General features: G+C 43.6%; 13 protein-coding genes. 11 read left to right on the top strand and 2 right to left on the bottom strand.

Annotated features, from left to right (window positions below):
* Positions 1-15 precede the first annotated feature (15 nt).
* Genes N483_RS24570 through N483_RS24560 form a run of 3 tightly spaced genes read left to right on the top strand, consistent with a single transcriptional unit; the run spans position 16 to position 2174 of the window.
* Entirely contained in the window at positions 16-336 is a 321-nt protein-coding gene (locus N483_RS24570) for a hypothetical protein (protein ID WP_063383401.1), read from the top strand.
* Positions 326-574, top strand: a complete 249-nt coding sequence (locus N483_RS24565; RefSeq protein WP_023401334.1) for a hypothetical protein — start codon at positions 326-328, stop codon at positions 572-574. The genes N483_RS24570 and N483_RS24565 overlap by 11 nt, the downstream gene beginning before the upstream one ends.
* 4 nt (positions 575-578) lie before the next feature.
* On the top strand, positions 579-2174 hold the full coding sequence (locus N483_RS24560; protein ID WP_023401333.1) for a PepSY-associated TM helix domain-containing protein: 1596 nt from the start codon (positions 579-581) through the stop codon (positions 2172-2174).
* Between the two features lie 92 nt (positions 2175-2266).
* Here the strand turns inward: N483_RS24560 and N483_RS24555 are convergent, their stop codons facing one another.
* Entirely contained in the window at positions 2267-2803 is a 537-nt protein-coding gene (locus N483_RS24555; protein ID WP_023401332.1) for a hypothetical protein, read from the bottom strand.
* A gap of 146 nt (positions 2804-2949) precedes the next feature.
* The gene (locus tag N483_RS24550; protein WP_023401331.1) at positions 2950-4770 is read right to left on the bottom strand and encodes a cytochrome c peroxidase; all 1821 of its coding nucleotides are present in this window, start codon (positions 4768-4770) and stop codon (positions 2950-2952) included.
* Positions 4771-5120: 350 nt separating this feature from the next.
* Between N483_RS24550 and N483_RS24545 the strand changes: the two genes are divergently transcribed.
* From N483_RS24545 to N483_RS24510, 8 genes are all read left to right on the top strand, one after another.
* Positions 5121-5465 (top strand): hypothetical protein, encoded by a 345-nt coding sequence (locus tag N483_RS24545; RefSeq protein ID WP_036977152.1) that lies wholly within the window; start codon positions 5121-5123, stop codon positions 5463-5465.
* A 331-nt stretch (positions 5466-5796) separates the two neighbouring features.
* Positions 5797-7065: an efflux RND transporter periplasmic adaptor subunit gene (locus tag N483_RS24540; RefSeq protein WP_023401329.1), complete on the top strand. Its 1269-nt coding sequence runs from the start codon at positions 5797-5799 to the stop codon at positions 7063-7065.
* Positions 7066-7081: 16 nt separating this feature from the next.
* On the top strand, positions 7082-7777 hold the full coding sequence (locus tag N483_RS24535) for an ABC transporter ATP-binding protein (protein WP_023401328.1): 696 nt from the start codon (positions 7082-7084) through the stop codon (positions 7775-7777).
* Positions 7778-7785: 8 nt separating this feature from the next.
* A complete protein-coding gene (locus tag N483_RS24530) occupies positions 7786-9153 on the top strand; it encodes an ABC transporter permease (protein WP_023401327.1) in 1368 nt (455 codons plus the stop codon).
* A 4-nt stretch (positions 9154-9157) separates the two neighbouring features.
* Complete coding sequence (locus N483_RS24525; protein WP_023401326.1) at positions 9158-10381, top strand: ABC transporter permease; 1224 nt, start codon at positions 9158-9160, stop codon at positions 10379-10381.
* A 45-nt stretch (positions 10382-10426) separates the two neighbouring features.
* Entirely contained in the window at positions 10427-11761 is a 1335-nt protein-coding gene (locus tag N483_RS24520) for a sigma-54-dependent transcriptional regulator (protein WP_023401325.1), read from the top strand.
* Positions 11761-13083 carry a sensor histidine kinase gene (locus N483_RS24515; RefSeq protein ID WP_023401324.1) on the top strand — a complete coding sequence of 441 codons (1323 nt, stop codon included), beginning with the start codon at positions 11761-11763 and terminating at the stop codon, positions 13081-13083. Before N483_RS24520 ends, N483_RS24515 begins: the two co-directional genes overlap by 1 nt.
* A gap of 60 nt (positions 13084-13143) precedes the next feature.
* A complete protein-coding gene (locus N483_RS24510; RefSeq protein ID WP_023401323.1) occupies positions 13144-14217 on the top strand; it encodes a hypothetical protein in 1074 nt (357 codons plus the stop codon).
* The last annotated feature ends 54 nt before the right edge of the window (positions 14218-14271 follow it).

The raw sequence follows: 14271 nt of genomic DNA, 5'->3' as shown, positions 1-14271 counted from the left end.
ATGATTTTTATTTACATGAGCTTTCTCGCTATTATCCCTATATGGATAGCATCTTTGCTGCTATACCTATCTAGCCCAAAACAGCGTCTGTTGGCTAACCCGATTAATAAGTGGTTAGGCTATTTGGTGGCGCTTGCGCTTTATCTTCTTGCAAATGCCCTTTTCGCACATACATTCCCACTTGTGTCTGCGCTTTTGGCGAGTCTGGTGGTTTTGATGCTAGGGTTGGTCTCTGTGACGATTCTGTCAGGTAAGTCTAGACGTTTATTTATGACAACATCCGTGCTTCTCATTGTCCTTTGCTCAACAGTTGGAGGTTTTGTCTATGTGGCCTAAATCAATACTTGGATTTATTTTTGGCTTACTGATTTCTATCTCTATCGCACTCAATACCAACTTAATTTTGCCGTTTGAGGAAGACACTCGTCTGCTCATAGGCCTTATTTTAGGCTTTCCTATATGGGCTGGGATCATGGTTTGGGTATATGCCTTTGAAACTTCACTTAAGGCGACTAAATATTTGCTATTAGTGCTGCTTCCATCCGCACTCCTCAACGTAATATTAATGGTGTAACACAATGAAAAGCCAAACTTTAAAGTCTCTGACTAATGCACATGCCTGGATTGGCCTGATCATTTCATTTGTTTTATTTATTGTGTTTATTGCCGGTTCTATTAGTTTGTTCCGTGAAAACCTCGATACTTGGGAAAAAGTCGCATTGATTGGGGAGCATGCGCCTCACAGCCAACAAGTGTCTTATGATACTGTTATGGCAAAACTGGACGAGCAGTATCAAGTTGATACACACCATATTTTCTACCTGTACGAGCCAACAGAGCGCAATCCGTTCATGCAGGCTTACTTTGCCGTCGACCTTGAAGAGCCCCATCCTGAAACTGGCGAAGACCACCAAGATATGAGCTTGTTGCTCGACCCGGTAACTGGCGATGTTATTGCCCCCGCGAATAACTTCCAGTTTGCCAATTTTGTCTACCACCTCCACTATGATTTGGGTATCGGGCGCATAGGTCTCTATTTTGTCGGCATCATCACATTATTCTTTTTTGTCGCCTTACTCAGTGGTGTGGTGATCCACTGGCGCAAACTGTTTAAAAATTTTTACCAATATCGATTTGGTGCCAATAAGGATAAATGGCTCGATGCCCACAACTTAATCGGTACCATGGGACTGCCATTTCATATCATGTATGCATTCACAGGACTGGTTTTTAACTTAGTCATTGTCTATCAAATTTCTTACGCCCTGATCTTGTATCAAGGCAGCCAAGAAAAAGTGCTGCAAGCGGCAGGGTTTAATGAACCCCATATTGAAGAAGCAGACACTCGCATGGCAATGACGGGCATAGACGAATTGTATGTCAGGGCTATGGAGGAACTCGGTGATGTCACACTTAGACGCATGATGATCGAGCATTTTGGTGATGAAAATGCAGTATTGGTTTTTATGGCAAAAAGTAACGATGAGTTTTCCAATGAGGTGGATGTACGTTATACCCTAAAGGATCAGAAACAAATTTACATTACGCACGATAACTACGACAACAATTTGCGTGGGGGCCTTGCCACTATTGCCAGCCTGCACTTTGGCGATTTTGCAGGTTACGGTATGCGTATTGCTTTTTTCATTCTTGGTCTAGCTACCGCCTATGTAATTATCACCGGCAACCTGATGTGGATAAGCAAACGTGCCAAACAAAAAAAACAGAGCCAGCGTAGCCTTGCTTTTGTCACTCGTTTAACATCGGGCGCGTTTATTGGTTGTATGATTGCAATTGCGTTAGGTGCTGTTGCAGCCAAGGTATTGCCGATAGACCTCGAAGATCGTATGGCGAGCATTCATACCATCGTTTATGCAAGCTTCTTTGTCTGTACTGTCATCTCATTGTTTATCAAGCAACAACCTCAATTCTGCCAATATACGCTCAAGTTATCCGGGCTTGTCTATGCACTTGCAGCGTTGGCAAACTTACCGAGCTACTTACAATATGGCAGTGTTTTATCAAACACAGTGCTAGTAGATTTATTTATTGTCGATTTCATGTTCATTACAATCGCGAGTTTGTGTTGGTATAGCGCCCAGAAATTTGCGAAAAAAACAAAGCAAGTCCAACAAGACATCGACCAAGTTCAGGGCGAACTGTCAACTAGCTAGTAACAAACGCCTCACTTCGAAACCATACAAGTCCAGTGTCTATTTATCTGGACTTGTATGGGTAGCCTAAGATAAACACACTGTTATGTGAATCATTTATTACTTGGTATGATGTTACCTGCGTTCAACTCTGCTAACAACTTCCATGAGCTCGTCGTTACCAGCGCCAAAGTCCATATTACTAAACCAACGACCAAATAAAGCGCATTATTTACACCGATAAATAGCAACACAGCCACCACACCAAACATCAGATATGTCAGCAAAGATAACAGGTAAATCTTAATAGCACCCGACACTTGAACACTGTACTTTGACTTGTCTCTTAGCTCTATTTTCAACCCCCGTGCAGTGATCACAAACGCATAAAGCGCAACTAGAAACAGTGGTATGGTTGTACCTAGGAGCCCAGCTTTAGGGATCATGAAAATAAGTGAAAAAACCACCAAATATAGAAATGCTTTGAAAGTATGTTGCGCGAGGTGTTTTACGCGAACACACTCGGGGTGATTTAAGACTTCGTGGCGCAACGAGAGGCTAACAAAGAGCAACCCGGCAAACGTTGCACTTACTTGAGATAGTACGGAATAAAACTCATGCCAAACTTCTATCATTGAATGAAAATCCATCACTACGCTTTCCTTCGATTATGCATACCCGGATAACATCCTAAAACAAAATTAACCCGAAAAAAAGAATATAAATAGAAACAAATTCAATGAGATATAGAGAAAATACAAAAAGCAGGCACATTGCATGCCTGCTTAAACCTCTTTTACAGTGCCTCCCCTTCCCTATTAATGGCATCAAACTGATGACCATCTGGCCCACCATCTCTTGGCGGGATCAAGGCATTGATCTCATTACTGCCTGCAACGGCTTCAGGATCTGTCAAAGCACGTAAAAATGCCGCCAGATAACCTACTTGTTGAGGCGTAAAACCGCGAACAATAGCCTCATCGCTCCGATCGGATGCAGCTCGATTTTGCGCATTTAACGCCAACACATATTCGCCAGCGTCACCAACAACTTGGGCACATTGCTCAGCATTTAAGTGTTGAAATTGCGCCAATCCACATGTTTCATTTTCACCATAAAAGCGTTCTAAAGAGCCTGTAACATCAGAATAGTGCTCAATAACCCGCTCTAAAGTCGTAAATACACCTTTATCTCCATACGGCGCGGTGATCCCCACATTGAGCAAACTTGGCATTCTAAACTGGTTTTTAAAGTTGCCATCGGCAACACCATGAACGCCAATTTGTGGGTATAGCGGACCTCGCGTACGTTCAGGCGTGAACATCACACCATCATGACAATTGGCACACCCAGCCCCGGTGTAAAAAAACATCGCACCGCGTTTTTCGGCCTCGTTAAGCTTTTGACGTTCACCGTCAATGTAATCAAAAAATGGATTATCGATAAACATAAATGAAGCCTGATAAGCAGACATAGCGCGAGCAATACGTAAAAAGTTTACTTGTTCGTCACCAAATGCGGCATGAAAATAGGGTTTCCACTCCTGTGAAAGCCGCTGTGCAATAAACTCACGATAGGCTTGAGGTGACTCAAACCCTGACGGATCACCCATTTCAGCGGGTGCAGTGATTGGAAAGTGTGCCTGCGCCATCAAAAGGCGTAATGGATCGGTATTTTCCACCTCTTCATTCATCAGACGTGTAACTGTCAGTTCCGGCGTTTGTATATCCGCAGTCGACACGGTACCAACTTCACTGTCACGATTCGCTTCTCGTAATCTCACTCGTTGATCCCAAAACATACTGTCTACCCACAGTGCCGAGTTACATATTTGAGGTGAACTGCGCCCTACTGACGGTACAACCTGGCCATCCGTTCTACCGGGCCCCATCACGTCAGGATCATTGGCATTGACGCCCACTGACAAAGATAAGCCATCACTGCCACAACTTTCTGCAGGATGATGACAGGATGCACACGATGTATCGAAATTTTGACTCAATGCTTTACTAAAAAAGAGCCTTTTTCCTAACTCAATCAGTTCACTGTCTTCTTGACGACGGTACCGCGCTGCATAAGCTTGCATGTCGTCGAGCCCCTCTCGCAATGTATAGTGTTCGATCAGCTTATCCATACAAGTATCAAGCTCTTGTTCTGGTATCGCATCAATATCATTGGTACCACAGTGGTCCACCAGCCTCGCAATACCCACTCTGATCACAGAGCCATTGCGCATACCTTCGTTGTCATCGCTTTTCAAAGTCCTCACACTGTCGATGTTAGAAGGCAGACTGACTTTTCTGCCCTGACCTTTAGCAACAGCAACCACGTGATAGGCATGCTCCACGTTTGGACTTGCAGAGGTGTCGATAAAAAAGGTCATCTTGGTGCGGCCTACTCGCTTTCCATCGCGAAAAATGCGATATCCGGTGACACCCTCCACATCTTTTGGGGCCTGCCAATTCAGCCCTACTTCAGTGGCTGAATGAACCTTGGCGATCAATTGCTCTGGCGCAGATACTTCTATTGGGATATTTGCTTGCACTGTAAATGCCCCTATAAAAATGGGGATAAGCACAAGTTGATATATCGAGCGACGGTAGTTTTTTCCAAACATTGCAGTTCCTCCATAACGACTACCAAATTCTTGTTGGGGTTATGTCGATGGCCTCACTTTAGACTGAGATGTTATTCATTTTCATCCCTAAAATGAAAACAAATGCATCAAAATCATAGGATTAGATTTAAATCAGGCCACCAAGTCAGAATATGCGTATGAAATAAGGAAAGAATATGAACAAAACCAATTTATTTAGTTTTTTTGTATTAGATACATAAAATAATTTAGTAGTAAAATCCTAATTAATTCTACCAAGTTTACATAGGCGTGCTAACGCGACTAGTAATCACCGTACTTAATGTGAAATAATTACCTTACTTGGAAACTTAACCTTCATAGATTGTTAAATGGAATTAAACTATCAAATTGAGTCTGCTTTCTTAGTGATATCTTTACTGTTTGTGCTGACACTCGCCCCTGCAAAAGCCACTGTGCGCTTTATTGGCGCAGACTATGGCAGCATAATGCGCTGCGCGCTCGCCGTTTTTATTGCTACAATTACGACACTTTATGCACTTAGCACATTGAATAGCCCACTCAGTCTGTCGCTATCTTTTGTATGGCTGGTATTCCTTTTTAATCGCATTTTGGGGCTATCTAAATCATGGAGTAGTATTTTCACTATCTGGTTAGTATTGATCCAACTTGCTGTACTCCATACCTTGAGCCGATATGGAATAAATTGGCAATAATCAAACACCATAGCTTCTCCCTATATTGATATATAGAGACATAACCATCATTTTTACCTTCATGACAACTTATACCCTGTGATTATCAATCATACAACAAAGCGACTCCTCACCAGCAAGTCACCGTTAACTTTGTGCCTTTCATTAAAACCAGTAATTAATTGTCCGGCGTCCGCTTCATTTTACTGTCCGCGTACTGTCCGGTGTCCGTCCGATGCCAAATGCAAACTCACCACAAAACCAATAAAGTATAGAAAAAACAAAGAGATAAAAATTGGCACAATGATTGATATGTAAAAACAAACGACATAGATTCAAGGAGCCGGACGCCATGATCCGCAATACATCACAACAGGATAAAGTAATAACGAAAAAGCCCACCGCGAAAAAGTGGCTGCTAGCAGGGCTTGGAGGCGTAGGGTTGCTCAGCGCTGTCGCACTTTCACTTGAAGACTTTTCGCAACTGCTATCCGCAGAGCAAGTGGTTTCAAGTCAGCAGTTAAAAACAGCACAAGTGGTCAGAGGCGACATGATCCAAGACATCCGGGTAGAAGGACGTACCCTCGCCGCGGTGAGTCCGTCACTCTACGCCATTGCTTCAGGCACAGTGACATTGCATGTCAAAGCTGGTGACACCATCACTACCGGACAAGCGTTGGCAAGTTTAGATAGCCCGGAGCTTCGCAACCAATTGTTGCAAGAAGAAGCCACATTAAGACGCATAGAAATGGAAGTAAAACGCAAGCAAATTGCTATCAAACAGCAACAACTCGACAACACACAAAAAATGGAGTTGGCAAAAGTAGAGCTTGAGGCTGCACAAAGTGAAATGGCCCGCGCAAACGCTAGCATAGAAAAACAAATTATCTCCAAGCTAGAGTTGGAGCAAACCATGGTTGAACTCAAGCGCGCAGAGCTCAATGAACGCCATGCTATCGAGAGCTTGAAGCTATCACAAGAACAGCTCAACTTTGAACTGCAAAGCACCCAATTGGATTTAGATAGGCAGCGCCATCTAGTCGCTGATTTACAGCGCCAAGTGGATGCGTTAACACTCACTTCTCCACTCAACGGTATTGTAGGCAACTTAAACGTTCAGCAAAAACAACATGTACAAAGAGACAGTGAACTGATGTCACTGGTTGATTTAAGTGAATTGGAAGTGGAAGCATATATTCCCGAAAATCTCGCAGATGAACTGGGCATTGGATTGAAGGCCAAAGTGCAAATAAATAACCAGTACTATCTTGCAACACTGATGGCCATTTCACCTGAGGTCGAAAATGGTCGCGTATCAGGTCGTATTCGTTTCGACCAACAACCAGAAAGTTTGCGCCAAAATCAACGCGTCAACGCCCAGATTATCATTTCCCATAAGCAGAATGTACTAAAAGTGGAACGCGGTGCATTTGTCGAAACCGGCTCCGCAAGCACAACCTACAAAATTGCAGATGGCAGCGCAGTTAGGACACGCATCACATTGGGTGCAAAAAGTATCAGAGAAGTAGAAGTAAAAAGCGGCTTGCAGGCTGGTGATACCATAGTAATATCTAGTCTCTCCCCATTTGGGCAAGCTCAACAAGTCATTCTAAGCGAATAAAAATAAAGGAAAAACCATGCTACAAATGAATAATATCAGCAAAATCTATCGTACTGACTTAGTCGAGACACATGCTCTAAGTGGAGTAAATCTCAGTGTTGAAGAAGGTGAATTCATCGCAGTAACTGGTCCATCGGGATCAGGCAAAACCACCTTTTTAAACATTACTGGCCTGTTGGAAACGTTCGAAGAAGGACAGTACCTTTTAGACGGAGAAGATGTCAGCCAACTCACGGACAAGCATTTGTCGAAGCTCAGAAATGAGAAAATAGGATTTATTTTCCAAGGTTTTAACCTCATTGCTGACTTAAATTTATACGACAATATTGAAGTGCCACTCATTTTTCGCGGGATTAGCCGACAAGAACGTAAAAAGCGTATTGAAGAGAGTCTAGAGTTGGTTGGTTTAGGTAGCCGCGCAAGCCACTTCCCAGCCCAGCTTAGTGGCGGGCAACAACAACGGGTTGCTATTGCCAGAGCGCTGGCGGGCAAACCTAGGTTTTTATTGGCGGATGAACCGACAGGTAACCTAGATACCATGATGGCTCGTCAGGTCATGGAGCTTCTACAAGAAATAAACCGACAAGGCACCACATTGATTATGGTGACCCATGATAATGAATTGGCACAAAGAGCACATCGCAACATTCAGATCTTAGACGGTCAGGTCAGCGACATAGCCAAAAGCCAATTGACTGATTTAGCGGTATAGGTGACCCCATGAAAGATGCACTTCACCTTGCATGGCAAGGATTTAGACAAAAATCAAAACTCACGGCGCTGATGATAGTGAACTTGGTGATCGGCATTACCTTACTGCTCACTATGGGAACCATCATTGACCAAAGTGGTCGCTCAGCGATGTCTCATAAGCTAGATGTACTTCAGCACCTTAGCCTCAATTTCATGGATGCTGAGTTTGATAGACGCCACCCGCTAAGAACGCCACCATTGACCTATCGCGATGCACAAGCCTTGTCTGATGCATATGAGGCAAATGACATCTCACTGCAAAGCTTAAGCTTTAACTACACCACTTCATTTGTTATCGACCTCGATGACAACAGCGCAAGACCTCTAGATGCAACAGGCTCAGCAGTCGACCACCGCTTTTTTGAGATGATGAACACGCCGTTTTTGTTTGGCAGCGCTTGGAATAGCAATATGGATGACGCCAATGTCATCGTGCTTGATAAAAAAGCCAATGATCACTTATTTGCCGGGGCAAACTCTGTTGGTAAGTTTGTGATGATTAATAACCAGCAACTAGAAGTTGTCGGCATTGTTGACTTATCTCAGCACACTCACCGCTTTCAAAATATTAGCTTTAGCAATCGAAATAATGACATGGCATTTGTACCTATGGATTACGCTCTAGCAAATAACTTGCCCAGAGTCGGTTATATGCCATGTATGACCAAAGATGAAGCTCTGCGCCCTGAGCTTCGCCAAACCAATGTCACAGGCTTGAAAAGTGCCGAATGTGGCTTCTTACATGCTTGGGCGCAAGTCTCATCAGACAGCAGACAAGCACAAGTTGACGAGCTGACCCTTTGGATGAGGAATTACACTCAGCAACAATCGACTCTAGGCCGATTTACCCATAGTGAACCTTATTATATTCAATCGTTAAAACTCCTTCACGACACCATTTATAGCTTTATGGATTGGGAACGAGTGTATTTAAATTTTGCTTACTTACTGTTTGCTATCACCTTGGTGAACACGGTTGGCATTTTGCTAGCAAAAAATCAACACAGAGCCAAACTGGTCTCCCTTTACCGAGCACTCGGAGCGAACCGATTGTACATTGTAAAACTACAAATGATTGAGTTACTTCTTGGCGCCACCATTGCCATCATATTAGGCCTGATTGGTGCCCAAATTGGCCTTTATGTCATGTATCTTCTGGCCATGTACCAAATGGATTATGTCGGCGTAGCAGAGCAAGTACAGCGACTTTACAGCATGGATATGTGGTTCGCATTTAAAGCAGCAATGGCCATCTATATCACTATTTTAATCGCGGGCTTATTTCCGATTATCGCAGCCAGCCGTATTGCTCCCGCATCTCAGTTAAGAGGATAAGTTCATGGCGATTAAACATATTTTAAAACTCATTTTAAAGCATAAAAGCATTTCGTTGTTGATCACATTACAGATTGCTATAGCGGTCACCATTGTCGGCAATACCAGCTTTATCAGTTATCGTACATTACAAAATTGGCTTGTTCCTTCCCATATCGCGGAAGAACAAATTATCAATGTTTACACCCGTGTATTTGACAAAAACCTTGATACCGGGGCACTCATCGAGCGGGATTTACAACGTCTTAAAGCCTTGCCAGGCGTTGAATCTGCAAGTTATGCGGCCAATGAATTGGTATTAGCAACGGTAAATGGTCGCAACTTTGCAAACAATACGCTTGATACAGACAATCAGGGAGAATATGTTGCGCTTTTTGCCCAAACACAGGGCGGCGTCGAGACTTTGGGTGTCAACATAAGCCAAGGACGCCACTTTTATGATACCGAGTATATCTTTGGCGCCGCAGCTCAAAACCAAAGAGCCAGCGTGGTGATGATAAGTAGTGCCTTAGCAAAGAAGCTTTTCCCGCAACAAAGCGCCCTTGGTCAAACGGTCTATTTGCATAGTGACCGCGCGCCCTACCAAGTCATTGCCATATATGACGATATGATGTTAGGTGAAACCGCAGTCTACACCAATAACTGGTATCACTCAGCAATTTTACCCGAAGCGCATTACGGCCGAAACAGCCAAGTAAACTACTTGGTGAAAGTGACACCAAACACAGATAAAACCGTACTCGAGACCATTGAGGACATACTGTTTGAAGAAGATGGCCGAATAGTACAGCAAGTTGAGTTTGCAGCCCGAGCAAAGAAACGTTTGTGGGATGGTCGCAGTACCTTTGCTTTTATTATGATGGGGATCAGTGGCATTGCTATTTTGGTTACAGGAGTCGGGATCATTGCATTAGTCTCCTTCTCAATATCTGTACGTAAAAAGGAGATTGGTGTGCTACGAGCTTTAGGTGCAAGCCAATCTAGGGTAATGCAGACACTACTCATCGAAAACTCAATATTAGCCATTGTGGGTATTATATTGGGGCTATTTGCTGCGCTGTGGCTAAACCAATATTTTGTCACTAATCTCCGGATCCAAGGGCTTATTGTGCCTTGGCTGGCAGGCTTGGTAGCCTTATGTGTTTGGTTACTTAGCGCCACAGCAGTCTATATCCCTGCTAGAAAAGCAGCTAGAATAGCACCTGCACAGGTTACAAAAACCAGTTAAATAACAAGCCGGTACATTTGTACCGGCATTATAAATGATAAAAATATGCAAAATAAAATACTTGTGATCGACGACAATCAAGATGTAATAAAAGCACTCAAGCTATTATTTTTACTCAATGACATTGACTGTGACGGCGCGACAACACCTGAACAAGGGCTCGAACTATTGAACAGCCAAGCCTATGATTTAGTCATTCAAGATATGAATTTCAGCCAAGACACCACCTCAGGTGCGGAAGGCAAAGTACTCTACCAAGAGATCCGAGCGCTCAACCCTGACTTACCCATTATTTTATTGACCGCTTGGGCTGACCTAGAAACCGCAGTGGAGCTCATCAAAGACGGGGCCGCCGACTATCTAGAAAAACCATGGCGGGAAGAAAAACTACTGGCATCTGTCAATCAATTGCTCGAAATGTACCGGCTTGAAAAAGCACAATTTCAACAGCAAAAACAATCGAGAACACGTACTAATAAACTAAACGAGCAGTTTAACTTAGCAGGTCTTATTTATGCTGATCCTGCGATGCTCAGTTTACTGGAAGTTGCAACACAAGTGGCCCACTCAGACGCCCCCGTCCTCATTACGGGACCTAATGGCGCCGGAAAAGAAAAAATCGCCGAAGTGATTGTCGCCAATAGCGCCTACAGCAACAATGCATTTGTTAAAGTCAATGCAGGTGCGCTGCCAGCAGACCTAATTGAGGCTGAGCTATTTGGCGTAGTCAGTGGTGCATACACGGGGGCAACAAAGAGTCGTATCGGCCGATTTGAAGCGGCCGATGGCGGCACCATCTTTTTGGATGAAATAGGAAACTTACCACTTTCAGGGCAACAAAAGTTGCTGCGCGTGCTGCAGACCGGAGAATATGAACCTGTTGGCAGCAGCCAAACCAAAAAAGTCAATGTCAGGGTACTTAGCGCGACCAATGCTGATTTAACTGCCGCGATTGCCAGTGGCGTATTTAGAGAAGATCTGTATTACCGCCTGAATATGATCGAATTAAAACTCCCTGCACTAGTAGACAGACCCGATGATATTATCCCGCTAGCAGAGCACTTTCTGCAAGGCCATAAACGGTTTAGTTCAGGCGCCATCAATGCACTAAAACGCCATACTTGGCCAGGCAATGTCAGAGAACTGCAAAATGTCGTTGGCCGTGCACAATTGCTGGCTCAGAGCGAACTCATTGAAGCCTCTGATTTAGGTCTCAAACCCAATCAAACGAATTCTTCAGCTAATACAGGACTATCGGCACAGGACATTCAAAGTGCCTTACAGTCACACGATGGTAATGTCACACACGCGGCAAAAAGTTTGGGCTTAAGTCGCCAAGCAATGTATCGCCGTATGGACAAATTCGGGATAGCACGCTAATGAAGTATAATATGGGCTCTTTAGCTGGAAAAATGTCATGTTTTGCAACGATATTCATCCTACTAGCTACAGGCATTCAAGGCACACTATATGTTATTGAAGCGCCTTTTTTAGTCGGTTTGCTTATATCACTGCTTATCACACTGCCACTGGTATTTTTTAGCTGTGAATATATTTTTCAGCAGCATAAGAGAACCATAGATACACTCACGAACGGCCTTAAAAGTATTCATGACAATGACTTTTCAATCCGTATTTCCGAACATCAACAGTCCGATTTAAGTACTGCGGTGAGCATGTACAATAAGCTCACCACGCACCTAAAAAAACAAAGACAAACACTTAATCAGCGAGAAATACTGCTCGATAGCATAGTGCAAGCGTCTCCGATGGGGATAGTGTTACTCGACCCCTTCAAACACATAGTGTATTTTAACAACGAGTCTACACAGCTTTTAAAGTCCTCTAAATTGGATGGTATGACCTTGCATCAATGCTGTGAAAATCTGCACCCCTACTTACAAAAGTCCATTGCTCAAGCTCAGTCTGGCATGATCAGTTTCGAACAGGACGACACCAAACAAAGCTACTATTTGAGCTTTAAAACCGTCACATTCAACCATCAACCACACCAATTAATGATCTTAAAAAATGTCTCCCAAGAGCTCAGCCAAGAAGAGCTCAATATGTGGAAAAACGCTATTCGCTTGATAAGTCATGAGCTAAATAACTCACTAGCTCCTATTAGCTCATTGACATCGTCCGCAAAAACAATGCTAGCGCAAAATAAACACCTCGAATTACTGCCAGATATTTTGCAAACCATAGATCAAAGAACACTGAACCTCAGTGAGTTCATTGCACAATATGCACGCTTTGCACGCTTGCCCAAACCTAACTTACACTATCACCCACTGAAGCCTCTATTTGATCAAGTTAGAACTTTGTACTCTTTTGAACTGCTCGCTCCACTACCTACTGAGCAGGCCTATTTTGACATGACGCAAATAGAGCAGGTATTGATCAATATTTTAAAGAACGCCCATCAGTCAGGTGGCGATATTGCACAGGTAGCAGTTAAAGTGGTTAAAGATTATGACCGATTACGAATTGCAATTGTTGACCGAGGCACAGGCATTGTAAATGGCAACCTCCATCAAGCATTGCTGCCTTTTTACTCAACAAAACAAGATGGTTCAGGTATTGGACTCAGTTTGTGCAATGACATCATTCACGCCCACCAAGGTCAAATAAAGTTGAAAAACCGTGCTCAAGGAGGCCTGATGGTTGAATTTGATATCCCATTGCGAGAGACTAGTTAATACAAAAGGACTTACGCTACTAACACCGATTTTAGGTAGCTTTCTCACTAAGGTTTCAACATGTTATCACATACTAAGTTTTGGATTGGTCTCAGCGTAGTTACCTTGATGGGATGCCAATCTACGCAAACAAACAGCAAGCCGGCCGTGAAAGCAATCGCCCCATGTTGGCTGCAAAATCCAGTTTTTGAAGATCAAATTGGGTTCATTGGCACCGCAGCCCCCTTCAGCGCGACTAAACATGGTTCCATTGTCGCCAGCAGACAGCGAGCAGCTGCCCTGCTTGCTAACTTCCATGGCTTACCTAACCTAGACAATCAAATTGAATCGCTTTCAGTAGAACAAAAGCACCTTGTTTTAGCAAATGGTAGGGAGATCTACTTTTCAGATCCCTATATCACTTCAGACACTTTATACATTTACGCCAGTACGCACCCGATTAAAGCGCGGCAAGCCTGTGAGGCGATAACCTGCAAGTTCACTTTGTGCGAACCTAAGTGGTTATGTAATGACGACAACAGCGTTATTGGAGCCAGCTATTACACTGCATTTGCTCATCAACAACTGCCTATGACAGCAGTCAACGCACAAGCACTAGCTGGATACCTAACGCAAACGCGTGTGAATATGCAAGAGCGTTACGAAGAATCATATTCGCCAGACCATCACCGCACACATTTTTCGCGCCAAGGAGAAGTCAGCGGCAGTGACTACCAACTTCCGCTTATTATGACCAATAGCTGTCAATACGGCTCAACCTTGTTTGCAAATTACCGTATGAGCGACCATCAGCAGGAGAAGGTTACTCGTCAATCATGGCGAGAGATTCACCAATATCAGGGAAGAAGCGTTGTTATGGGCAATTTCGGAGAAGATGGGACTATAGCGCCAGATAACCTGATAAGCAGCGCGATAAAGTACGCCATCCGTGATGCATTGGTTGAACTTGCTAAAAACAAAGGGATCACGGTCTCGGCAACCAGCACGCTACTTAATCAAGATGGACGGTTTTTTCTCAGTGATACCCAATTTGATATTAAGCAAGTTGTTAGTGGGCAGCTACTAGATTTGCAAGTTCAGTATAAAAATGGTTTTCCAGTTGTTTATGTGTGGCTACTAGAAGGTCATTCTTAAAAAAGCACCACACCGAATAGAGATTGCTTTACAAATACAATAAGGGTCATCAGA

Source organism: Pseudoalteromonas luteoviolacea NCIMB 1944, from assembly GCF_001625565.1.
In the GTDB taxonomy this organism is placed as follows: Bacteria; Pseudomonadota; Gammaproteobacteria; order Enterobacterales; family Alteromonadaceae; genus Pseudoalteromonas; species Pseudoalteromonas luteoviolacea_F.
Note: the sequence above shows the minus strand (reverse complement) of the source record. Positions and strands in the feature narration are given on the sequence as shown.